21 protein-coding genes and 1 tRNA gene are annotated in these 21,832 nt (G+C 69.5%); 15 read left to right on the top strand and 7 right to left on the bottom strand.

From position 1 onward, the window contains the following. Positions 1-253: 253 nt before the first annotated feature. The 13 genes from EON91_RS05525 to EON91_RS05465 all read left to right on the top strand — a co-directional run bounded on the left by EON91_RS05525 (position 254) and on the right by EON91_RS05465 (position 14,089). A complete protein-coding gene (locus EON91_RS05525) occupies positions 254-5,143 on the top strand; it encodes an NAD-glutamate dehydrogenase (protein ID WP_292092284.1) in 4,890 nt (1,629 codons plus the stop codon). Positions 5,144-5,161: 18 nt separating this feature from the next. Continuing rightward, positions 5,162-5,626, top strand: coding sequence for a universal stress protein (locus tag EON91_RS05520; protein WP_292092280.1), 465 nt, complete (start codon positions 5,162-5,164; stop codon positions 5,624-5,626). Between the two features lie 83 nt (positions 5,627-5,709). Further along, positions 5,710-6,267, top strand: coding sequence for a NifU family protein (locus EON91_RS05515; protein ID WP_292092278.1), 558 nt, complete (start codon positions 5,710-5,712; stop codon positions 6,265-6,267). A gap of 102 nt (positions 6,268-6,369) precedes the next feature. Beyond that, complete coding sequence (locus EON91_RS05510) at positions 6,370-6,960, top strand: helix-turn-helix transcriptional regulator (RefSeq protein ID WP_292092276.1); 591 nt, start codon at positions 6,370-6,372, stop codon at positions 6,958-6,960. 48 nt (positions 6,961-7,008) lie between these two features. Further along, positions 7,009-7,413, top strand: a complete 405-nt coding sequence (locus EON91_RS05505; RefSeq protein WP_292092274.1) for a helix-turn-helix transcriptional regulator — start codon at positions 7,009-7,011, stop codon at positions 7,411-7,413. 19 nt (positions 7,414-7,432) lie between these two features. Further along, positions 7,433-8,116 carry a tRNA (adenosine(37)-N6)-threonylcarbamoyltransferase complex dimerization subunit type 1 TsaB gene (tsaB, locus tag EON91_RS05500; protein ID WP_292092272.1) on the top strand — a complete coding sequence of 228 codons (684 nt, stop codon included), beginning with the start codon at positions 7,433-7,435 and terminating at the stop codon, positions 8,114-8,116. Beyond that, a complete protein-coding gene (gene rimI, locus EON91_RS05495; protein ID WP_292092270.1) occupies positions 8,113-8,541 on the top strand; it encodes a ribosomal protein S18-alanine N-acetyltransferase in 429 nt (142 codons plus the stop codon). The genes tsaB and rimI overlap by 4 nt, the downstream gene beginning before the upstream one ends. 27 nt (positions 8,542-8,568) lie before the next feature. Continuing rightward, complete coding sequence (locus EON91_RS05490; RefSeq protein WP_292092268.1) at positions 8,569-9,051, top strand: Fur family transcriptional regulator; 483 nt, start codon at positions 8,569-8,571, stop codon at positions 9,049-9,051. A 103-nt stretch (positions 9,052-9,154) separates the two neighbouring features. Continuing rightward, on the top strand, positions 9,155-10,516 hold the full coding sequence (miaB, locus tag EON91_RS05485; protein ID WP_292092289.1) for a tRNA (N6-isopentenyl adenosine(37)-C2)-methylthiotransferase MiaB: 1,362 nt from the start codon (positions 9,155-9,157) through the stop codon (positions 10,514-10,516). Beyond that, positions 10,516-11,535, top strand: a complete 1,020-nt coding sequence (locus EON91_RS05480; RefSeq protein WP_292092267.1) for a PhoH family protein — start codon at positions 10,516-10,518, stop codon at positions 11,533-11,535. The genes miaB and EON91_RS05480 overlap by 1 nt, the downstream gene beginning before the upstream one ends. Next, positions 11,532-11,978, top strand: a complete 447-nt coding sequence (ybeY, locus tag EON91_RS05475) for an rRNA maturation RNase YbeY (RefSeq protein WP_292092264.1) — start codon at positions 11,532-11,534, stop codon at positions 11,976-11,978. The genes EON91_RS05480 and ybeY overlap by 4 nt, the downstream gene beginning before the upstream one ends. Next, entirely contained in the window at positions 11,971-13,569 is a 1,599-nt protein-coding gene (lnt, locus tag EON91_RS05470) for an apolipoprotein N-acyltransferase (RefSeq protein ID WP_292092263.1), read from the top strand. The genes ybeY and lnt overlap by 8 nt, the downstream gene beginning before the upstream one ends. Before the next feature lie 100 nt (positions 13,570-13,669). Further along, positions 13,670-14,089 (top strand): helix-turn-helix domain-containing protein, encoded by a 420-nt coding sequence (locus EON91_RS05465; RefSeq protein ID WP_292092261.1) that lies wholly within the window; start codon positions 13,670-13,672, stop codon positions 14,087-14,089. A gap of 12 nt (positions 14,090-14,101) precedes the next feature. Here EON91_RS05465 and EON91_RS05460 read toward each other — a convergent pair whose 3' ends face one another. Further along, entirely contained in the window at positions 14,102-14,608 is a 507-nt protein-coding gene (locus tag EON91_RS05460) for an S-type pyocin family protein (protein WP_292092260.1), read from the bottom strand. A 123-nt stretch (positions 14,609-14,731) separates the two neighbouring features. Between EON91_RS05460 and coaBC the strand changes: the two genes are divergently transcribed. Both coaBC and dut read left to right on the top strand, forming a co-directional pair. Then, positions 14,732-15,973, top strand: coding sequence for a bifunctional phosphopantothenoylcysteine decarboxylase/phosphopantothenate--cysteine ligase CoaBC (gene coaBC, locus EON91_RS05455; protein WP_292092258.1), 1,242 nt, complete (start codon positions 14,732-14,734; stop codon positions 15,971-15,973). Continuing rightward, positions 15,970-16,419: a dUTP diphosphatase gene (gene dut, locus EON91_RS05450; RefSeq protein ID WP_292092256.1), complete on the top strand. Its 450-nt coding sequence runs from the start codon at positions 15,970-15,972 to the stop codon at positions 16,417-16,419. Before coaBC ends, dut begins: the two co-directional genes overlap by 4 nt. Before the next feature lie 183 nt (positions 16,420-16,602). On the opposite strand, the gene purH is transcribed toward dut, so the two are convergent. The 6 genes from purH to EON91_RS05420 all read right to left on the bottom strand — a co-directional run bounded on the left by purH (position 16,603) and on the right by EON91_RS05420 (position 21,711). Next, entirely contained in the window at positions 16,603-18,207 is a 1,605-nt protein-coding gene (gene purH / locus EON91_RS05445) for a bifunctional phosphoribosylaminoimidazolecarboxamide formyltransferase/IMP cyclohydrolase (protein WP_292092254.1), read from the bottom strand. Positions 18,208-18,271: 64 nt separating this feature from the next. After that, positions 18,272-18,529, bottom strand: a complete 258-nt coding sequence (locus tag EON91_RS05440) for a hypothetical protein (RefSeq protein ID WP_292092252.1) — start codon at positions 18,527-18,529, stop codon at positions 18,272-18,274. Then, a complete protein-coding gene (locus EON91_RS05435; protein ID WP_292092249.1) occupies positions 18,529-20,334 on the bottom strand; it encodes a heparinase II/III family protein in 1,806 nt (601 codons plus the stop codon). Before EON91_RS05435 ends, EON91_RS05440 begins: the two co-directional genes overlap by 1 nt. Beyond that, the gene (gene rpe / locus EON91_RS05430; RefSeq protein ID WP_292092248.1) at positions 20,331-20,996 is read right to left on the bottom strand and encodes a ribulose-phosphate 3-epimerase; all 666 of its coding nucleotides are present in this window, start codon (positions 20,994-20,996) and stop codon (positions 20,331-20,333) included. The genes EON91_RS05435 and rpe overlap by 4 nt, the downstream gene beginning before the upstream one ends. Positions 20,997-21,113: 117 nt before the next feature. Further along, entirely contained in the window at positions 21,114-21,545 is a 432-nt protein-coding gene (locus tag EON91_RS05425) for an acyl-CoA thioesterase (RefSeq protein WP_292092247.1), read from the bottom strand. Positions 21,546-21,634: 89 nt separating this feature from the next. Further along, positions 21,635-21,711: transfer RNA gene (locus EON91_RS05420), tRNA-Arg, on the bottom strand. Between the last annotated feature and the right edge of the window lie 121 nt (positions 21,712-21,832).

The raw sequence follows: 21,832 nt of genomic DNA, 5'->3' as shown, positions 1-21,832 counted from the left end.
AACTGCTCAGGCAGCAGACTGATCGGCGTTCAGATGGCTTTTGAACGAACAAGGCCGCCGGACATTCCCCCGTCCGGCGGCCTTGTTCGTTCAAAAGCCATCTGAACGCCGATCAGTCTGCTGCCTGAGCAGTTCCCGCTTCCCGTTCCGTCCCGCCTGGCCTAGTCAGCGACACGGCGGTTGATCCGCCGTGGCGGCGGTCTAGTCTGTCGCCTCATCCGGCGGCCGACGGCCGCGCTTCAAGAGACTCATCATGGCTGGCCAGGCCCGCACCGCGTCCCCTCAGGCGACAACGCTGGAGGCGCTGGAAAGGGCGTTTGCCGCCGGCCTGGGGGCCGGCGGGTCGGTGGGATCGCTGGAGCGCTCCTTCCTCACCCAGGCCTATGAGGACTACGCCGCCGACGAAACGCCCGAGATCGACGGCGATGATCTGGCCGCCGTGCTGGCCGCCGCCTGGCGATCGTCAGCCGTGCGCAAGCCGGGTGAGCCCGCCAGCATCACCGTAGGGCCGCTGACCGGCCGGGACGGCCGCGCCACCGGCTATGACAACATCCAGATCATTCAGGATGACGGCCCCTTCCTGGTCGACAGCGTGCTGGGCCAGCTGGCCGACGCGGGCGTGTCGGTGCGGGCCCTGTTCCACCCCGTGGTTCCCACCGGCCGCGACGCCGCCGGCGCGCGGATGGAGGGCGCGGGCCGCGAATCGATGATCGTGGTCATCCTGGATCCCCTGCCGCAGGAGCGGCGCGACGCCCTGGGCGAGGCCCTGTCCGAGACCCTGGCCGATGTGCGATCGGCCGTGGCCGATCACGCCGCCATGACCGCCCTGATGGAGCGGTCGGCCCAGACCCTGACCGCCTGTCCCGCGGGGACCGATCCCGAAGTTCTGGCCGAGAATGTCGAGTTCCTGAACTGGCTGACCGCCGACCGTTTCGTCTTCCTGGGTGCGCGGGATTATGATTATCCGCGCAGCGCCGACGGCGGCTATGAGGCCGAGGCGCCGCTGAGCCAGTCGGGCGAGGGGCTGGGCGTGCTCAGCGATCCGGAGCGCCGCGTCCTGCGCCGCGCGTCAGAGCCGGCCGTCCTGACCCGCCAGATGCAGCGCCAGCTGGATCTCAGCGAACCGGTCACCGTGGCCAAGGCCAATATCCGCTCGCGCGTCCATCGCCGGGCCTACATGGATTATGTTGGGGTCAAGCGGTACGGCGCGGACGGCCGCCCGTCGGGCGAGACCCGTTTCGTCGGCCTGTTCACGGCCGAGGCCTATGACAAGATGGCCAAGGAGGTGCCGCTGATCCGGCGCAAGGTGGCCAATGCGCTGGAGCGCGCGGGCAAGGCGCCGGGCAGCCACAACCACAAGCGCCTGAAGAACATCCTCGAGAATTATCCTCGCGATGAGCTGTTCCAGATCGGCGAGGACGAGCTGCTGAACATCGCGCTGGGCATCCTGCACCTGTACGACCGCCCGCGGATCAAGATCTTCTCGCGCAAGGATCCGTTCGACCGGTTCGTGTCGATCCTGGCCTTCATCCCGCGCGAGCGGTTCCACACCTCGGTGCGCGAGCGGATCGGCGCCATCCTGGCCCGCGCCTGGGGCGGCCGGGTCTCGGCCTGGTATCCGGAACTCAGCGACCAGCCGCTGGTGCGCATTCACTACATCATCGGCGTCAATCCGGGCGATCATCCGTGTCCGGACGAAGCGACGCTGGAGGCCGAGGTGGCCGAGGCGGGCCGCAGCTGGGTCGACCGGTTCGAGAGCGCCCTGCGCGTCGCCGACTTCGACGAAGTGGCCGTCGGCCCGCTCAGCGCCCGCTGGGCCCAGGCCTTCGGCGCCGGCTATCGCGACCGCTATGACGCGGCCGAGGCCGTGCGCGACCTGATGTCGATCGACACGCTGAACGCCGACGGCAAGGTCGGGGACGGCGAGCCGGTCGCCGTGCGCGCCTTCCGGCCGTCCACCGACAACGCCCTGCAATTCCGGTTCAAGCTGTATCGTCGCGGCGCGCCTGTGCCGCTGTCGGACGTGCTGCCGATCCTGGCGGACATGGGGCTGAAGACGCTGGAGGAGTTCGGTCACGCCATCCGGCCGGGGGGCGGCGACCCTATCCACATCCACGAATTCCTGCTGGAGGATCCGCGCGGCGAGGCGCTGAGCTTTGACGCGGTCAGCGGCCCGTTCGAGGACGCCTTCAGCGCCGTCTGGAACGGCCGCACCGAAAGCGACGGCTTCAACCGGCTGGTGCTGGAACTGGGCGTCGACTGGCGCGAGGCGGCGCTGATCCGCACCCTGTCCCGCTATCGCCAGCAGACCGGCCTGGATCCCAGTCAGGCGGTGCAGGAAGAGGCGCTGCGCGAATATCCGACCGTGGCGCGCGCCCTGCTGGCCCTGTTCGCGGCCAGGTTCGACCCGGCGGGCGGCCCGGTCGAAACGCGCGAGACGCCGGTGGCCGAACTGCATGAGGGGCTTCTGGCCCTGCTGCAGGAGGTCAAGAGTCTGGACCACGACCGCGCCCTGCGTCGGATCGCTGCTTTGCTCCTGGCGATCAAGCGCACCAACTTCTATCAGTTGGCCGCCGACGGCCGGCCGCACCCCTATATCGCCATCAAGATCGCCTCGCGCGAGCTTGATGACCTGCCGCTGCCCAAGCCGTTCCGCGAGATCTTTGTCTGGGCGCCGCACGTCGAGGGCGTGCACCTGCGCTTTGGCCCGGTCGCCCGCGGCGGCCTGCGCTGGTCCGACCGCCGCGACGATTTCCGCACCGAGGTTCTGGGCCTGGTCAAGGCGCAGCAGGTCAAGAACGCAGTCATCGTGCCCGTCGGCTCCAAGGGCGGCTTCTATCCCAAATGCCTGCCGCGCGGCGGCGACCGCGACGCCATCCAGGCCGAGGCGATCCGCGCCTACAAGACCTTCCTGTCCGGCCTGCTGGACCTGACCGACAACATCGTCGGCGACGGCGCCCCGGTGCGGCCGGCCAATGTCATCGCCTGGGAAGGGGACGACCCCTATCTGGTCGTGGCCGCCGACAAGGGCACGGCGACCTTCTCGGACATCGCCAACGGCGTATCGCAATCCTACGGCTTCTGGCTGGACGACGCCTTCGCTTCGGGCGGCTCGGCCGGTTACGACCACAAGGAAATGGGCATCACGGCGCGCGGCGCCTGGGAGGCGGTCAAGCGGCACTTCCGCGAGATGGGCAAGGATATCCAATCCCAGCCCTTCACTGTGGTCGGTGTGGGGGACATGTCCGGCGACGTGTTCGGCAACGGCATGTTGCTGTCGAAAGCGATCCAGCTGGTCGCCGCCTTCGACCACCGCGACATCTTCATCGACCCGACGCCCGACCCGGCCAGGTCGTGGGAGGAACGCCAGCGCCTGTTCGAGCTGCCGCGTTCGTCTTGGCAGGACTATGACAAGGCGTTGATTTCCGAGGGCGGCGGAGTCTTCCCGCGCTCGGCCAAGTCGATCACCCTGACGCCGCAGATCCGCGCCCTGTTCGGCATCGAGGCCGAGAGCGTCGATCCGGCTGCGCTGATGCAGGCCATCCTGCGCGCCGACGCCGAACTGCTCTATTTCGGCGGCATCGGCACCTATGTGAAGGCCGCGCACGAGACCCACGCCCAGGCGGGGGACAAGGCCAACGACGTCATCCGCATCGACGGCGTCGAGGTCCGCGCCAAGGTCATCGGCGAAGGCGCCAACCTGGGCCTGACACAGGCGGGCCGCATCGAAATGGCCCGCAACGGCGTGCGCCTGAACACCGACGCCATCGACAACTCGGCCGGCGTCGACAGTTCGGACCACGAGGTCAACATCAAGATCCTGACCGGGGCGGCCATCGCCTCGGGCGCGCTGAAGGCCGAGGACCGCAACGCACTTCTGGCCTCGATGACCGACGAGGTGGGCCTGAAGGTGCTGGCCCACAACTACGACCAGACCCTGGCCCTGACCCTGCAACAGGCCGAGGGGGCGAATGCGCTCGACGCCCAGCAGCGGTTCATGCAGTGGCTGTCGGCCAAGGGTAAACTGGACCGCAAGGTCGAGGGGCTGCCTGACGATGCGCGGATGGCCGAGCTGAAGGCCACGGCTTCACCGCTGGTCCGGCCTGAGCTGGCCGTGCTGATGGCCTATTCCAAGCTGGAGCTGTTCGACGACATCGTGGGCTCGACCGCGCCGGACGATCCCTTCTTCGAAGAGACGCTGGTGCGCTATTTCCCCGGTCCGCTGGCGAAGTTCGAGGCCGACATGGGTCGTCACCGCCTGCGCCGCGAGATCGTCTCGACCGTGCTGTCGAACGAGATCGTCAACATGTGCGGTCCGACCTTCCCCGAGCGACTGCGCTCGGCGGCGGAATGCGACACCGGGGCCATGGTCACGGCGTTCGAGGCGGCGCGCCGCATCTTCCGGCTGGACGAGGCCTGGGACGCGGTGTCGGCCCTGGACCTGAAGATTTCGGCCGAGGCGCAGACCGCCCTCTATACCGAGATCGCCGTCGTCCTGCGTCGCCAGACCTTCTGGCTGGCGCGCCGCGCGGCGCGTACCGAGACTTCGGTCGGGGGCCTGATCGCCACCTATCGCCCGGCCGCCGACGCGCTGCGCCAGGCCGGGGCCGATGTCCTGTCCCGCTTCGAACAGGACCGGACCGAGGCGCGGGTCCAGCGTTTCATCGGCCTGGGCGTGCCCGAGGCTCTGGCCCGCACCGTCGCGGCGCTGCGTCCGCTGGTGGCCACGGCCGACATCGGCGACCTGTCCGCCGCAGCGGGCTGGAGCGCCCCGGCCATGGCGCGCCTGTATCACCAGGTCGGCGCCGCCTTCGACTTCGACCGGCTGCGCGCGGCGGCGGGGTCGGTGCCTTCGGCCGATCATTTCGATCGGCTGGCGGTGCGTCGTCTGATCCAGGACTTCATGAACGAGCAGGTCCAGCTGACCCGCGCGGTGGCCACGACGTCGGCCGAGGCTGTCGGCGCCAGCGAAGCGGCGGCGGAAAAGGCCGTCGACGCCTGGATCGGCCCGCGCCTGTCGCTGGTCGAGGGGGTCCGCGCCTCGGTCGACGAGATCGAGGCCTCCGGTTCGGGCTGGACCTTCGCCAAACTGACCATCGCCAACGCCACCATCCGCGAAGTCGCGGCGGCGGCGCAGGCCTGATCGGAAGGGGAGGGGCCCATGCCGCGTAAATTCCTCGTCGTCGTCGATGACAGTCCGGAGTTCGGCGCGGCCCTGGGCTATGCCGCGCGCCGCGCCCGCTCGACGGGCGGGCGCGTGGCCCTGCTGCGCGTCATCCCGACCAGTTCCGACGAGCACTGGTCGGGGGTGCGCGACGAGATCCGCCGCCAGCAACGCGAAGAGGCCGAGGCCCTGCTGAATCGCGTGGGTCAGGAGGCGGCCGAACGCTCCGGCTCCTCGCCCCTGTTCCTGATTGAGGAAGGTGAGCCCCAGGCCGCCATCCGCAAGGTCGTCGGCGAGGATCCGGATATCAAGATCCTGGTGCTGGCCGCCGGCGCGGGCGCACGCGGTCCCGGACCACTGGTCACGGCGGTGCTGAAGAGCGGCGGCTTCGGCGGCCGCAAACTGCCCGTAACCATCGTGCCCGGCGAACTGAGCGAGGCGGATATCGAGGATCTGGCCTAACCCACACCGCCTCTCCCTCCCCGGGACGGGGAGGGAGATGCGTCGCACTTGCGATCCGGGGCCTTCGAGCGCATCTCCGGGTCATGTTCATCCAGACCGAAGCCACCCCCAATCCGAACGTGCTGAAATTCCTGCCGGGCCGCGAAGTCTCGCCACAGCGACCGCTGGAGTACCGCACTATCGAGGAAGGCGCCGCCTCGCCCCTGGCCGAGGCGCTGTTCCAGCTTGAGGGGGTCGAAGGGGTCTTCTTCGGCGCCGACTATGTCTCGGTGACGCGGGCCGCGCACGGGCCCGACTGGTCGGAGCTGAAGGCGTCGATCCTGGGCGTGGTCATGGATCATTTTGTCTCGGGCGCGGCCCTGCTGCGCCATGACGACGGCGCCGATGGCCATGCCGAGGACGACAGCGAGATCGTGGCCGAGATCAAGGCCCTGCTGGACAGCCGCATCCGCCCGGCCGTGGCCCAGGACGGCGGCGACATCCTGTTCGACGCCTTCGACGAGGAGACCGGGATCGTTCGCCTGCGCATGCGCGGCGCCTGTTCGGGATGCCCGTCGTCCGGCGCCACGCTCAAGGCCGGGGTTGAGCAGATGCTGAAACACTATGTGCCCGAGGTCACCAGCGTCGAGCAGGTGATCTGAGAGTTTTTCGCGCGCTATCGTTCGCTGCTTGAGCGCGGTTTGATGCTGACGCCGTTTCAATGAAACCTTGGCGTCCCGAACCGACCTGCGCCATGATGGCCCATGGCTCAAACACCCGCCGATGAGGAACGCGCCCAATGGCTGGCCCTGGGCGAAGCCCTGGCCGCGCTGCGGCGCGAGCGCGGGCTCAGCCAGGCCGAGGCGGGCGCGCGGGTCGCCATGACCAGTCAGGGATGGGGCCTGTATGAGGCCGGCCGCCGCGCGGGCCTGTTCCGCCCCGACGTCCAGCGCCGCCTGACCGCCGCCCTGGACGCCACGCCCGAGGATCTGGCCCTGCGGCTGGTGCGCGCCGAGCCGATCGCGGCGCTTCCTCCGGATGGGCTTGAGGCTAGAGGCCGGGCCTATGTCGCCGCCCCGCCTCCGCCCCGCGCGACGCTGCGCCTGTCGGACGACGCCCTGGCGCCTTGGGCGTCGTCGGGTGTGTTGCTGGAGTATGAGCCCGGTCGCTGGCCACGCCGCGATCAGGGCTGTGTGATCGAGATGGTGACCGGCGAGGTGCGGGCCCGGCTGTATGAGAGCTCGGACGGCGATGTGGTGGTGGTGCGCGGCGCCGGGGCGCTGGACCGGGCCGAGCGGATCGCCCGTACAGATATCCGTCAGATATCCGCCGTACTATCGCGGCATGAAACCTGATGAAACATAATAGTTGCAAACCAGATCGTTTCATGAAACGATCTGCCCATGATGATGTCCGCACAGCCGCGCCATGCCGACTCGACCGACCTGTGGGTGGGGGCGCGCATCGCCGCGCGGCGCACGGCGCTGGGCCTGTCCCAGACCGCGCTGGCGCAGGCGATCGGAGTCAGTTTCCAGCAGCTTCAGAAATACGAGACGGGGGCCAACCGCATCTCGGCCTCGCGCCTGCATCGCGCCGCCCTGGCGCTGGGGGCGCCGGTGGCCGATTTCTTTCCGCCTGCGGACGGCGGGGTCGAGGCGCCGCTGACGCCCGGACCCGAATGGACGGCCCTGCGCTTCATGACCGCGACGCGCGAGGGACGGGCCGTGGCCGACGCCTTTCCGCTGATCGAGGATCGCCGCTGCCGCGCCGCCGTGGCGCGGATCGTCACAGCCTTGGCCCGCGCCTGATCCGGGCGGAGGCGTTGTCGTGAGGGTGCTGGCGCTGGACACGGCGCTGGGCGCCTGCACCGCCGCGGTATTCGAGGATGGCCGCGCGCTGGCCGTGGCGGAGGTCGCCATGACCATCGGCCATCAGGAGCGGCTGGCCGGGCTGGCGCGCGATGCCGTGGCGGACGCGGGCGGCGGGTTCGCGGCGCTGGACCGGATTGGCGTCACGGTGGGACCGGGATCCTTTACCGGTCTGCGGGTCGGGCTGGCCTTTGCCCAGGGATTGGGCGCGGCGCTGGACCGGCCGGTGGTGGGGATCTCGACACTGGACGCACTGGCGGCCTCGACCGCGCCGACCGGCCTGGTCGCGGCCCTGATCGACGCGCGCCGGGGCCAGGTCTATGCCCGCCTGTTCCGCGATGGCGCACCGGTGTCGACGGCCGAGCCGCTGGCGCTGGATGTGGCGCTTGAACGGCTGACGGCGTTTCGCGATACGGCGCCGGGTGAGGCGCTGACCCTGATCGGCTCGGGTGCAGCCCTGCTGGCCGAGGGGCTGCCGGGCGCAACCCTCCTGCCGCTGGCGGCGCCGACGGCTGAGGCGCTGACCCGTCTGATCGTCCTGGCGGATCCCGCCGCCGCGTCGCCCCGCCCCCTGTATCTGCGCGCGCCCGACGCAACGCCGCCAACCCGTCTGCCGGGCCAGCCGCGCCCGCCTCGCCCGTGAACGCCCCCGATCCGACCACCCTGGCGGCCCTTCACGCCGAGGCGTTCGACGCGCCGTGGGACCCCGCCGCCTTCGCCGACCTGTTGCGCCAGCCGGGCGTCTTCGCCGTGATGGAGGACGACGGGTTCATCCTGATGCGTCAGGTCGCGGACGAAGCCGAGATCCTGACGCTGGCCGTGCGGCCCGCAGCGCGAAGGGCCGGGCTGGGCGGGCGGCTGGTCGGGCAGGCGGCGGTGTTGTCGGCCGCGCGCGGGGCGACGCGCATCTTCCTGGAGGTGGCCGAGAGTAATGTGGCCGCCCGCACCCTCTACGCCCGCGCCGGGTTCGACGAGGTCGGTCGCCGCCGCGGCTATTATTCGCGTTCTGACGGTGTTCGCGAGGACGCGCTGGTGCTGGCGCTGAACTTTCCCCGACAGCTTCCATAAGGCGGCGCTCCGTCCTATCCTGCCTGCATGGACCGGATCGAAAAACTTTGCGCCGAGCGCGGCATGCGCATGACCGAACAGCGACGCGTGATCGCCCGCGTCTTGTCGAACGCCGAAGACCATCCGGATGTGGAGGAGCTGTATCGTCGCGCCTCCGCCATCGATCCGCACATCTCCATCGCCACCGTCTACCGCACCGTGCGCCTGTTCGAAGAGGCCGGCGTGGTCGAGAAGCATGACTTCGGCGATGGCCGCAGCCGCTATGAAGAAGCCGGCGACGATCACCACGATCACCTGATCGACACCCGCACGGGCGAGGTGATCGAATTCTTCGACGCCGAGATCGAGCGGCTGAAGACCGAGATCGCGCGCAAGCTGGGCTATGAACTGGTCGGCCACAAGCTGGAGCTTTATGGCCACGCCATCCCCGGCGCCGCCCCGACCGAGCGTGAGGGCCTGATCTACAAGCGCCACGTCGCCAAGGTCGATCCCGACACCCTCGACACCTGACGACGGCTTGTCCGACGCGCGTAGTCCGGCGCCAATGGCGCGACGCGTTCTGGCGCACTAGAAGACCTGCATGACCGATACGCTCGACATGCCCGTTGAGACGATGGACCACGCCCCGGCCAGGCGGCTGTTCATCAAGACCTACGGCTGCCAGATGAATGTCTATGACAGTGAGCGCATGGCCGATGTGCTGCGCCCGCTGGGCTATGCGCCGACCGACACGCCAGAGAGCGCCGACTTCGTCATCCTGAACACCTGCCACATCCGCGAAAGGGCGGCGGAAAAGGTCTATTCCGAGCTCGGCAAACTGAAACAGATGCGCGAGGCCAAACTGGCGGCCGGGCGTGGCGGCATGACCATCGCCGTCGCCGGTTGTGTCGCCCAGGCCGAGGGCGAGGAGATCATGAAGCGCCAGCCGGCGGTCGATCTGGTCGTCGGCCCGCAGGCCTATCACCAGCTGCCCGAACTGCTGACCCGCACCGCCCGGGCGCGGGGCGAGCGTATCGGCGCCGATTTCGCGCCGCATGAGAAGTTCGATGCCCTGCCTGCGGAACGCGGCGGCGACGGCGTCACCGCCTTCCTGACGGTGCAGGAAGGGTGCGACAAATTCTGCACCTTCTGCGTCGTGCCCTATACGCGCGGGGCCGAATGGTCGCGGCCGGTCGCGGCGGTGCTGGACGAGGCGCGGGCCCTGGCCGATCGCGGCGTGCGCGAGGTCACCCTGCTGGGTCAGAACGTCAACGCCTATAACGGCGAGGGGCCGGACGGACAGCCGTTCACCCTGGCCAGACTGGCCTATGCCCTGGCCGAAATCCCCGGCCTGGACCGCATCCGTTATACGACCAGCCATCCGAACGACATGTCGGACGACCTGATCGCCGCGCACGGCGAACTGGACGCGCTGATGCCCTATCTGCATTTGCCGGTTCAGGCGGGGTCGGACCGCATCTTGCGGTTGATGAACCGCAAGCACGGGCGGCAGAAATATCTCGACCTGATCGACCGTATCCGCGACGCTCGGCCGGACATGGCGATGGCGGGCGACTTCATCGTCGGCTTCCCCGGCGAGACGGATCGCGATTTCGAGGACACGATGGATCTGGTGCGGCGCGTAACCTACGCCGGGGCCTTCTCCTTCATGTATTCGCCGAGACCGGGCACCCCCGCCGCGACCATGGGCGTCCAGGTTCCGGCGCAGGTCATGCGCGAGCGGCTGCATGCGTTGCAGGGTTTGCTGACGGAACAGCAGATCGCGTTCAACGCCTCGCTGGCGGGCCGCGTCCTGCCGGTGCTGTTCGAGAAGAAGGGCCGCCACGGCGCCCAGGCCATCGGCCGCTCGCCCTATCTGCAATCGGTCCACGTCGATGGCGCGGATCATCTGATCGGCCAGATCGTTCAGGTCGAAATCCTGAGTGGCCAGCAGAACAGTCTGACCGGCCGACTGATCCCGACGATGGAGAGCTGATGGCGCGCGAGTCTGAATTCCTGTCACTGGACGATCGCGCCCTGCGCGCGGTCATCGGCCCCAACAGCCGTCACGTCGCCCTGATCGAGGACGCCTTCAAGGTGCTGATCGAGACGCCCGGCGGCGGCGTGTCGATTAATGGATCCGCGCGCGACAGGGCGCAGGCCAAACGTGTGGTCGAAACACTGGCCAAGCGCGCCGACACCGGCGCCGAAATCACCGAAGCCGATGTCCGCACCGCTCTTGGCGCCGCCGTGTCCCAGCCGCGCGACGACCAGCGGCCTTCGTCGGGCAGGGTTGTGCCGGACGCCGTGGCCCTGCCGGTCGGACGGCGCGGCGCCATCGCGCCCAAGACGGCGGCCCAGGCGCGTTACATCGATCTGTTGAGCCGCTGCGAGCTGACCTTCGGCGTCGGTCCGGCGGGTACGGGCAAGACGTTTCTGGCGGCGGCTTACGGCGCTTCCCTGCTGCGGCGGGGGCAGGTGGACCGGCTGGTCATCACCCGCCCGGCGGTCGAGGCGGGCGAGAAGCTGGGTTTCCTGCCAGGCGACTTGAACGAGAAGGTCGATCCCTATCTGGCCCCGATCTGGGAGGCGCTGAACGACATCCTGGGCGTCGACGACGTGCGCCGCCGGCGCGAGAAGGGCGAGATCGAGGCCGCGCCCATCGCCTTCATGCGCGGCCGGACGCTGAGCCACGCCTTCATCATCGTGGACGAGGCGCAGAACACTTCGCGCCTGCAGATGAAGATGGTGCTGACCCGGCTGGGCGAGGGCGCGCGGATGGTGGTCACCGGCGACCCGTCGCAGATCGATCTGTTGAACCCGCGTGATTCCGGTCTGGCGCACGCCTTGCGGATCCTGAAGGACGTCCAGGGCGTGGGCGTCCAGCAGTTCAAGGCCGAGGATGTAGTGCGCCACGCCATGGTCGAGCGGATCGTGCGGGCCTATGACGCCGACTCGGCGCGTGGCCGTCCGCCTGTGGATCTGGAAGATCCTGAGTTGGCCGCGGGCGCATGATCGAGGTCGAGATTGAGGACGACGCCTGGACTGCGGCCCTGCCCGGCGCGGCGGCCCATGTCGAACGCGCGGCTCTGGCGGCGCTGGGCGCGGTTCATGGCGACGTGGTCATCGCCTTGGCGGACGACGCGGCGGTTCGGGACATCAACACCCGTTTCCGTGACCGCGATGCGCCGACCAATGTCCTGTCGTTCCCGGCGGCCGAGAGCGCCTTTCCGCATTTGGGCGATCTGATCCTGGCCTATGGCGTCTGCGCGCGAGAGGCGGTCGAACAGGGCAAGACCCTGGCCGATCATCTGTCGCATATGGTGGTGCATGGGGTGCTGCACCTGCTGGGCCGCGACCATGAAGTGGACGCCGAAGCCGAGGAGATGGAGGCCGAGGAACGCCAGATTCTGGCGGGACTGGGCATCGCCGACCCCTATGGGCATGAGCATGACTGAGACGACGACGCGCCCGACCGATCGGCGCGCCCAGGTGGTTCGCTTCGGGCGCATCGCCCTGGCTCTGCTGGCCGGGGCTGGCGCGGCGCTGGCGCATCCGCCGTTCGGCTTTCTGCCGGGACTGCTGGGCTATCCGCTGCTGCTGATCCTGTCCGAACGGTCGGTCGCGAGCCGCGGCGCCTTCTGGATGGGATGGCTGGCGGGGTTCGCCTATTTCTTTATCAGCTGCTGGTGGGTGGCCGAGGCGTTTCTGGTCAACAGGGACCAGGCCTGGATGGCGCCGTTTGCGGCCAGCCTGTTGCCGATGGGGTTGGGCCTGTTCTGGGGCTGCGCCTGCGCCCTTTATCGCCGGTTCGCGCCGAAGGGTGTGGTTCGGGTGCTGGTCTTCGCCGCCTTGTTCAGCCTGTTCGAGTGGCTGCGCGGCCATATCCTGACCGGGTTCCCGTGGAACCCCGCGGGGGCCGGCTGGACCGCAGGATCGGCGCCGTCCCAGTTCGCCGCCGTGGTCGGCGTCTATGGTCTGGGGCTGGTCACGGTGGCGGCCGTTTCCGCGTTTGCACCGCTGGTGGGGCCTGACCCGATCCGGTCGCGGGCGGTTTCAGCGCTGGGCGGGCTGATGGTGCTGGTCGCCCTGTTCGTGGGCGGCGCCCTGGTGCTGTCCGGCGCCCGCCCGACGCTGACGCCGACGGTGGTCCGCATCGTCCAGGCCGATGTGAAGCAGGAATCGAAATGGTCGCCCGAGGCCTATCGCTCCATCGTCGATCGTTACGTCAACCTGACCGCGCGATCGGGGGCCGTGCTGCCCGATGTGGTGGTCTGGCCTGAAGGGGCGCTGCCGGCCTCGGCCAACGATGTCTTCGCGTCAGAGGACGGGACCGCCATCGCGCGTGCGCTCAAACCCGGCCAGACCCTGCTGATGGGACTGGCCCGAGGTGAGCCCGATCCCGGCGCGCCGGATGGCGCCCGTTACTACAACAGTCTGTTCGCCCTGCATGATGAAGGCGGCGAGGGGCTGCGGATCAGCGCCGTCTATGACAAGCACCGGCTGGTGCCGTTCGGTGAGTATCTGCCGGTCGGTCAGCTGATGAGCCGGCTGGGGATCCGCAGCCTGGTCCATATGCCGGCCGACTTCACCGCTGGGCGCCGGCCGTCGCCGATCCGCTTGGCCAATGCGCCGTCGGTGCAGCCGCTGATCTGTTACGAGAGCCTCTATCCCGGCTTTACGCCTGCAGGCGGCGCTGACCGTCCGGCGTGGATCGCCAATGTCTCCAACGACGCCTGGTTCGGAAAAACGTCGGGGCCGCTGCAGCATCTGAACCTGGCCAGCTATCGCGCCATCGAGACAGGCCTGCCGGTTGTGCGCGCCACGCCCACCGGCGTTTCGGCCATGATCGACCCTTGGGGGCGCGTTGTGAAAGGCCAGCGGCTGGACCCCGGCGAGAGCGGGGTCATCGACGCCCGCCTGCCCGCGCCCCGCGGCGTCACCCTGTATGGGCGGCTGGGTGATCTGCTGTTCTGGCTGATGCTGTTGGCGGCCTTGGCTCCAGCGATCGCAGCGTCGCGGCGCGACGTATCCCCGCGCCTCCGCTGATAGAGTTTGCTGACACGACAGGTTGTATGCAAAAGCAGATGACAAGGCCTTGCAAAAGCGCAATAAGCCTTGCACTTTTGTAAGTGGGACGGAAAGCACTATGGCCCGAGGACGCGGCGAAGACGGCCCCCACCCGGTAGATCGTCATGTGGGACGTCGGGTGTGCGAGAAACGCATCGCGCTGGGTTACAACCAGAGCGATCTGGGCCGCGCCCTGGGCCTGACCTTCCAGCAGATTCAAAAGTACGAGAAGGGCGCCAACCGGATTTCGGCGTCCAAGCTCTGGGATATCGCGCGCTTCTTCAAGGTCGACATAGGCTATTTCTTCGACGGGCTGACCGCCGCACGACCGGGCATGGCCGAGGGCGACGCCCCGGCCTTCGACCACGACTTCCCCTCAACCCGCCACACCATCGAGATCGGTCGCCTGGCCCCGCAGCTGTCGGTGCGCCAGCAGAAGCTGGCCCTGGACCTGATCCGCGAAATGACGGGCCGGGGCGAGGACGGCGAGCGGTCCTGAATCAGTCCTGGGCTAGTTCTGGGCGCGACGGCGTCCGAACTCGGGGGCCTTGGCCTGTTGCTCGGCCCAGTAGGCCGGGCCGTCGTCGGGCTTGAACATCGTCCGCGCCGTGCCGTCGCGCGCCACCACCGCAAAGGTGTTGGTCGAGGCCTGATAGATCAGGGTGTCGCCATTGGGCCGCTTGGCCGTTTCCGCGTCGCGGGGCGGCGTGCCGGTGAAGGCCCGCACCTTGGCCAGATAATCCTCGGCCGACCGCGCGCCGAACGCGGCGCCGTTTCGCTGGAACAACCGCTCGACCTTGGCGTCGACGGTTTCGCGGCGGTTGGCGGTGACGACGGGCTTGGCCTCTGCCAGGTCCTCTGCTGTTTCCAGCACCGCCGGCGCGGCGGTCATCGCAGCTTGCGCCGCCTCGCCCGCCCGATCCCGCGTCTCGACCGCCGACGGCCCGTTGTCGCAGGCGGCCAGCACCAGCGTCGCCAAACCCAGACCGGCCCCCGCCGTGATGGTGGTGAACTTCATAAGACCCCTCCCCGAAAGTTCGTTAACCGACGTTAGACCGATGCGCGGAGTTCGTGCAATGTTCTTTCTTCTCGGCCGGGGGTTGTTTTGCGCGTGTCATCCGCCTCGGCTAGAGGAAAGGGCATGAGCGCACCCTCCACCGATCTGAGCCGTCGCAAGATCCTGCTGATCGTCGGCGGCGGCATCGCCGCCTACAAGGCGTTGGAACTGATCCGCCTGATCCGCAAGGCGGGCGGGCAGGTGCGGGTGATCCTGACGGCTTCGGGGGCCGAGTTCGTGACCCCGCTGTCGATCGCCTCGCTCACCGGCTTCCCGACCCATCAGGCCCTGTTCTCGCCCGAGGACGAGACGACCATGGGTCATATCGAACTGTCGCGCTGGGCCGATCTGGTGGTGGTGGCGCCTGCGACGGCGGGCCTGATCGCCAAGGCGGCCAACGGCATGGCCGATGATCTGGCCTCGACCACCCTGCTGGCGACCGACAAGCGGGTGCTGCTGGCCCCGGCCATGAATGTCCGCATGTGGACCCACCCGGCGGTTCAGACGAACGTTGCGCGATTGAAAAGCTTCCCTGGCCTGCACGGCATCGCCGTGGTCGGGCCGGACGACGGCGAGATGGCCTGCGGCGAATACGGTCCTGGCCGGATGGCTGAACCCCCCGCCATTCTGGGCGCCATCGCGGCCGAGCTGGATCGCGGCGCGCATCGCCCGTTGACTGGGAAGCGGGTCGTCGTCACCGCCGGTCCGACGTTCGAGCCGATCGATCCGGTGCGCGGCCTGACCAACCGATCCAGCGGAAAACAGGGCTACGCCATCGCCGCCGCCTTGGCCGAACTGGGCGCCGAGGTGACGCTGGTGTCGGGCCCGGTCGCGCTGGACGCGCCCGCCCGCGTGCGCCGCGTCTTCGTCGAGGCCGCCACCGAAATGCAGGCGGCGGTGCAGGCCGCCTTGCCCGCCGACGTCGCGGTGATGAGTGCGGCGGTCGCCGATTGGCGCGTCGATGGCGTGGCCTCGGGCAAGATCAAGAAGGCGCCGGGCGGCCCGCCGTCCCTGGCCCTGATCGAGAACCCGGACATCCTGGCGGGCGTCTCCGCGCCCGGCCCGAAACGGCCCGCCCTGGTGGTGGGCTTCGCCGCCGAGACCACGGATCTGGAAGCCAACGCCCGGGCCAAGCTGTCGCGCAAGGGCTGCGACTGGATCGTGGGCAATGACGTGTCTGACGATGTGTTCGGCGCCGAGTCCAACGCCGTCACCCTGTTCACCCGCGACGGGGCCGAGCCCTGGCCGCGCCAGTCCAAGATCGAGGTGGCCCGCCGTCTCGCCGACCGTATCGCCGCCCACCTGACCGGAGCCGACCGCCCATGACCATCGTCCAGATCCAGCGCCTGCCGCACGCCCAAGACCTGCCGCTGCCGGCCTATGAGACGATGGGTTCGGCGGGGATGGATCTGCGCGCGGCCGTGGCCGAGGACCAGCCGCTGACCCTGGCGCCGGGCGCGCGCGCATTGGTGCCGACGGGACTGAAGATCGCACTGCAGCCGGGATACGAGGCGCAGGTGCGGCCCCGCTCGGGCCTGGCGCTGAAGCACGGCCTGACGTGCCTGAACTCGCCCGGCACCATCGACAGCGACTATCGCGGGGAGGTCGGGGTGATCCTGGCCAATCTGGGCGCCGAGCCCTTTGTCGTGCGTCGGGGTGAGCGCATCGCCCAGATGGTCATCGCCGCCTATGCCCAGGCGAAACTGGAAGAGGTCGACGCGCTGGACGAAACCGCGCGCGGCGCTGGCGGCTTCGGCTCGACGGGGCGCTGAACTTCCCTTCTCCCCTTGCGGGAGAAGGTGGCTTGCGGAGCAAGACGGATGAGGGGTGTCGGCGCGCGGCTGGAAGGTCGTGACCGACGGCGGTTCATGTCTTCGGATAGGGGGCGCCCGCACCCCTCATCCGAGCGCCTCCGGCGCCCACCTTCTCCCGCAAGGGGAGAAGGAAATGCGGGATCAGTGTCGGAACACCCGCACACCGGTGAAGGCCATGGCGATGTTGTTCTCGTCGGCGGCGGCGATGACCTCGGCGTCGCGCATCGAGCCGCCGGGCTGGATCACCGCCGTGGCGCCGGCGGCGATGGCTTCCAGCAGGCCGTCGGCGAAGGGGAAGAAGGCTTCGGACGCGCAGGCCGAGCCTTGGGCCAGCGAATGGGCCAGACCCTTGGCCTCGCCGGCTTCCCTGGCGCGGATGGCGGCGATGCGGGCCGAGTCCCGGCGGTTCATCTGGCCGGCGCCGATGCCCGCCGTCTGGCCGTCCTTGGCGTAGACGATGGCGTTGGACTTGACGTGCTTGGCCACGGTGAAGGCGAACAGCATGTCCTGGATCTCGGTCGAGGTCGGCTGGCGACGCGTAACGATCTTCAGGTCTTCAGGCTTGATCAGCGAGCGATCCCGCGATTGCACCAGGAAGCCGCCCGCCACCGAGCGGAAGACCTCGCCCGCGCCATGCGGATCGGGCAGGCCGTCGGTGATCAGCAGGCGCAGGTTCTTCTTGGCGGCGAAGACGGCCTTGGCCTCTTCATCCGCGCCGGGGGCGATGACGACTTCGGTGAAGATACCGGTGATGGCGCGGGCGTCGTCACCGTTCAGCGGGCGGTTGACGGCTATGACGCCGCCGAAGGCCGAGACGGCGTCGCATTCCAGCGCGCGGGCGTAGGCTTCCGACAGGGTGTTTCCGACGGCCACGCCGCAGGGGTTGGCGTGTTTGACGATGACGCAGGCCGGGGCCTCGAACTCGGCCACCAGCTCATAGGCGGCGTCGGCGTCGGCGATGTTGTTGTAGCCCAGCTCCTTGCCCTGGACCTGTTCGGCATGGGCCACGCCCGGACGACGTTCGCCGGTGCGGTAGAAGGCGCCGGTCTGGTGCGGATTTTCGCCATAGCGCAGGGTTTGCGCCAGGGCGCCGGCGATCGACTTGCGGGCCGGGGCGGCGTCGTTCAACTGAGCGGCGAACCAGCCGGAAACGGCGGCGTCATAGGCGGCGGTGCGGGCGAAGGCGCGGGCGGCCAGCGACTTGCGCAGGGCCAGCGTGGTCGAACCGTCAACCTTCAGCGCCTCGACGATCAGGCCGATGCTCTCGCCGTCCACGGCGACGGCGACGTGGCCGTGGTTCTTAGAGCCCGAGCGGATCATGGCCGGGCCGCCGATGTCGATGTTCTCGATGGCCGCTTCGAAGCCGCCGCCGTCTTCGACCGTCTTCTCGAACGGATAGAGGTCGATCCAGACGATATCGATGGCGCCGATGCTGTGCGCGGCCATGGCGGCGGCGTGGGCCGGCGCGTTGCGCACGCCCAGCAGGCCGCCGTGCACGACGGGGTGCAGGGTCTTGACCCGGCCGTCCATCATTTCCGGGAAGCCGGTCAGGTCGGCCACGTCCTTGACCGGCAGGCCATAGCCCGCGATCGCCGCCTTGGTCCCACCGGTTGAGACCAGCTCGACCCCCAGCCCCGCCAGGGTGCGCGCCACATCTTCCAGCCCTGCCTTGTCCGACAGCGAGATCAGCGCGCGGACAGGCTTGATCGCGTCCGGAGCGGGCGGAAAGTCGGGAGCGGCGGGCATGGCGGCGTCCGTTATGGTTGGGCAGGGGAGATGGCGCGGCCTCTAGCACCATCCCCCGGCCGCGTCAGCCTTTGCGCCGTATTTCCTGGCGCCGAAATACGACGGCGCCCGCCAGCGCCGCCGCCAGGAACAGGCCCGAGGCGGCGCCCCAAGCCAATCCGGACTGACGGTGCCGAACCACGCCCTCCGCCGCATCGAAGCAGCGGCCCTCGGCGTCGAAGCAGCCGCGATGCGCCCAATAGGCGTCCATGAAGCCCGCCAGGCAAAGGGCGGACAGGGCCAGCCCGACCAGAATCCATCCGATCGTCAGCGCACGGATCATCAATGCGGATCGTCGGCGGCGCCGGCGGGGCTCAGCTTCCAGCGGACCTTGGTCTCGCCGTCGGTGCGGGCCGAACCGCGCACGACGATCTGCAGGCTGCGCCGGGTCAGGCCGTTGTCGATGTGGACCGACGGTTCGATGGCCACGTCCGGGCCGTCGGTGCGGAACCACCAGCCGCGCCCCGAATGGCCACGCAGCAGGATCGAGCGACGGTCGCGCGCCAGCGAGGCCTGGACCCCCGGCTCCAGCTGGAAGCGTACGGCCCAGGGGGCGGCGATGGCGCGGACCTCGTGCTTGCGGTCGGGGGCGGGGTGCAGACGCTCTTCGGCGCGCAGCTCGTCCAGCCGCTGGTCCAGATACAGGCGCCGCTGGTGGACCAGGCCGTATTCGGCGGTCCAGCCGTCATGCTCCAGCTCCAGCCAGACGGCGCCGTCGCCGTCGCGCTGATCCTCACTGACGGTCCAGGGATGGCCGAACAGGCGCGACCCCAGAAGCTCGCCCTTCCAGCCGCCCAGCGGCTCGGCCAGCGAGGTCTCGCCCAGCGTCAGGGTCGAGGCGCCGGGCGCCAGACGCAGGGCCTGCCGTTCGGGCGCGCGCGGGGTCCAGCCGCAGCTGGTGATCAGCCGGTCGTGGCCGCAGACGATCTCCAGCGCCAGCGGCTGGGCGCAGGCGGCGGCGGACCAGGCCCCGCGCGCGGGGGCGGCGGCGTCGGCCAGAATGGTCAACAGCGGGCTGTGAATCCGCACATAACCGCCGACGTGGCCCGAACCCTCGGCCGGGGTCTCGTCATGGGCGCGGGCGGCGGCGATCCGGTCGACGCTGGAGGTGCCGCCCCCCTGAAGCGCGGGCAGACGCCCATCCGGCAGGGTCAGCACGCGCAGGGCGGCGGTCAGCCGGGCGATGGCGGCGGCGACCGGGGCGGGTGTCGGCTCCGACAACTGGGCCAGGGCGTCGTCCAGCGTCAGCAGGTCCAGCAGCAGCTCCAGCCCCGCCTCGGGCGAACGGCTGGCGTGAACGCCGTCGGCCGCGACGGCGGCCTCCAGCGCGCGCGGCAGGCGCGACAACGCCCTGCGACGCAGCCCCGCGCCGGTCGGACCGGCCAGCACGCAGCCGGCCACGGCGGCGGCGACCAGTCGTTCGGCTCGCGTGGCCACGCCGCCCGGCGGGCGCATCAGCTGGCGGGCGTGTCGGCCCAGAAGATCGGTCAGCCGCAGCCGTTCGGCCTCGGTCGCCACCGTGCCCATGCGGCGGGCGGCGCACGACAGGTTCAGCGTCCGCCGGGTCAGCACCAGCGGCCCCCAGGCGAACGGCGACCAGCGGGCGAAGGTCTCGGCCCAGGCCAGGGTCAGGCGCAGCGCCTCGCGCGCGCCGCGCTCGCCCTGCAACATCAGGCCGGGCAGCCAGGCGAAGGCGTGCAATTCGGTGGCGAAGGCCCGGCTGGGGCTGGGCCGGTTCCAGGGATCCTCGGGCGCGATGGCCTCCAGGCTGGATTCCGCCAGGATGAACCGCCCCGACAGGGCGGCGGCCCCGCGTTCCACATCGACTGGCCGGAAATCGCGCGGCGTGGCGGCCAGCGCCTCGACCTTGCGGCCCTTCAGCGTCAGGCCGTAGCCGGGCAGGCCGTACAGCTCGACCCAGAACTGGCGGCTGATCAGATGGCCCGCCAAGGTCGGCCACAGGCCCGGCCCGGTGACGGGGCCGGCAGACCGGACAGGCGTGCGGACGGGCGCGCCGCGCAGGCCGGGGATCTCGCCCGGCGGCGGGCTGTGCGGCTCGGGGCGGGCGAAGGGTCCCACAGGGCTCACGCCGCTTCCTTCAACGTCCTGATGTTGGCGGCATAGGCGTCCGGCCCGCCCTTGAAGACGAACGAGCCGGCGACCAGGGCGTCCGCCCCCGCCGCGACGCAGGCGGCGGCGTTGTCGGCGACCACGCCGCCGTCTACCTGCAGATGCGCCTTCGACCCGGCGCGATCCAGAATGGCGCGGGCGCGCTCGATCTTGGTCAACGAGGTCGGGATGAATTTCTGGCCGCCGAAGCCGGGGTTGACCGACATGATCAGCACCAGATCGACCAGATCGACCACCTCTTCCAGCAGCGACAGCGGCGTGCCCGGATTGAACACCAGCCCGGCCTTGGCGCCCAGCTGGCGAATGCGGCCCAGCGTCCGGTGGACGTGCGGACCGCTCTCGGGATGGACGGTCAGGATATCAGCCCCCGCCTCGCGATACGCCTCCAGCCACGGATCGACCGGCGCGACCATCAGGTGCACGTCGAACGGCAGGGCGGTGTGTGGACGCAACGCCTTCACCACGTCCGGGCCGATGGTGATGTTGGGCACGAAATGCCCGTCCATCACATCGACATGGATCCAGTCGGCCCCCGCGCTTTCAAGCGAACGGATTTCCTCCCCCAGCTTGGCGAAGTCGCTGGCGAGGATCGACGGGCAGATCAGGGGTGCGCGGGCCATGCCCCGGACTTACGGCGAGGCGACGGACGGGGCAAGCGGCGCAAAGGTCGCTCTCGGCCTTGATGGCGCATTTACCGGCTCGCGCCTGAGGTGGGAGCGCTGATCGTAATCGCGCCGTCAGACGGCCTGAGGCGTAGATGCGTTCGAGTCGTCGGGCAGCGGGCGCGGCTTGCGCTCGGCGTCGATGGCCACATAGGTGAAGACGCCCTCGGTTACCCGCACCGATTGGGCCTCGGCTTGCCCGCGTGACCGCTTCCACGCCTCGACATGCACCCGGATCGAGGTGCGGCCGGTGTGCACGACCCTGGCGTAGATCGACACCTCGTCGCCGACCGAGACCGGCTGGTGAAAGACCATGCCGTCCAGCGCCACGGTGGCGCACCGCCCCCCCGCGCGCTCGAATGCCGGGGTCGCCCCAGCGAGGTCCATCTGCGCCAGCAGCCAACCGCCGAAGATATCACCCTCGGGATTGGTGTCCGCCGGCATGGCGATCACCCGCCCGACCGGCTGGCCCTCGGGAAGCGGCGCGTGGGCGGATTCTGCAGACATGGGGGAGGGAGCCTGTCGGGAGGTCGGAGAGGGAGGCGCCCGCTTTAAACCCGGACCTGTTTACGGCCAAGACAGAGGGAGCAGAAGAATGGCGCACCCGAGAGGATTCGAACCTCTGACCCCTGCCTTCGGAGGGCAGTACTCTATCCAGCTGAGCTACGGGTGCGTCTGTGGCCGCGAGGGCCGGACGGCGGTGCTTACATGAGGACGCGTGCGGCCTCAATCCCAAAGGGGCTCAATCCCGAAGACAGCAGCTTGGCGCGGGCGCGGTCGTGGCCTAGCGTCCG

Source organism: Brevundimonas sp., assembly GCF_004210735.1.
In the GTDB taxonomy this organism is placed as follows: Bacteria; Pseudomonadota; Alphaproteobacteria; order Caulobacterales; family Caulobacteraceae; genus Brevundimonas.
The sequence above is the reverse complement of the archived record's forward strand: the minus strand, read 5'-3'. Positions and strand labels throughout refer to the sequence as shown.

Coding starts and splice junctions, on each gene's coding strand:
- miaB (WP_292092289.1), top strand. CDS start 9,155: ATGGACCACGCCCCGGCCAGGCGGCTGTTCATCAAGACCTACGGCTGC.
- EON91_RS05440 (WP_292092252.1), bottom strand. CDS start 18,529: ATGATCCGTGCGCTGACGATCGGATGGATTCTGGTCGGGCTGGCCCTG.
- rpe (WP_292092248.1), bottom strand. CDS start 20,996: ATGGCCCGCGCACCCCTGATCTGCCCGTCGATCCTCGCCAGCGACTTC.
- purH (WP_292092254.1), bottom strand. CDS start 18,207: ATGCCCGCCGCTCCCGACTTTCCGCCCGCTCCGGACGCGATCAAGCCT.
- EON91_RS05465 (WP_292092261.1), top strand. CDS start 13,670: ATGGCCCGAGGACGCGGCGAAGACGGCCCCCACCCGGTAGATCGTCAT.
- EON91_RS05525 (WP_292092284.1), top strand. CDS start 254: ATGGCTGGCCAGGCCCGCACCGCGTCCCCTCAGGCGACAACGCTGGAG.
- coaBC (WP_292092258.1), top strand. CDS start 14,732: ATGAGCGCACCCTCCACCGATCTGAGCCGTCGCAAGATCCTGCTGATC.
- EON91_RS05520 (WP_292092280.1), top strand. CDS start 5,162: ATGCCGCGTAAATTCCTCGTCGTCGTCGATGACAGTCCGGAGTTCGGC.
- EON91_RS05480 (WP_292092267.1), top strand. CDS start 10,516: ATGGCGCGCGAGTCTGAATTCCTGTCACTGGACGATCGCGCCCTGCGC.
- dut (WP_292092256.1), top strand. CDS start 15,970: ATGACCATCGTCCAGATCCAGCGCCTGCCGCACGCCCAAGACCTGCCG.
- EON91_RS05515 (WP_292092278.1), top strand. CDS start 5,710: ATGTTCATCCAGACCGAAGCCACCCCCAATCCGAACGTGCTGAAATTC.
- EON91_RS05490 (WP_292092268.1), top strand. CDS start 8,569: ATGGACCGGATCGAAAAACTTTGCGCCGAGCGCGGCATGCGCATGACC.
- lnt (WP_292092263.1), top strand. CDS start 11,971: ATGACTGAGACGACGACGCGCCCGACCGATCGGCGCGCCCAGGTGGTT.
- EON91_RS05510 (WP_292092276.1), top strand. CDS start 6,370: ATGGCTCAAACACCCGCCGATGAGGAACGCGCCCAATGGCTGGCCCTG.
- EON91_RS05505 (WP_292092274.1), top strand. CDS start 7,009: ATGATGATGTCCGCACAGCCGCGCCATGCCGACTCGACCGACCTGTGG.
- EON91_RS05425 (WP_292092247.1), bottom strand. CDS start 21,545: ATGTCTGCAGAATCCGCCCACGCGCCGCTTCCCGAGGGCCAGCCGGTC.
- ybeY (WP_292092264.1), top strand. CDS start 11,532: ATGATCGAGGTCGAGATTGAGGACGACGCCTGGACTGCGGCCCTGCCC.
- EON91_RS05460 (WP_292092260.1), bottom strand. CDS start 14,608: ATGAAGTTCACCACCATCACGGCGGGGGCCGGTCTGGGTTTGGCGACG.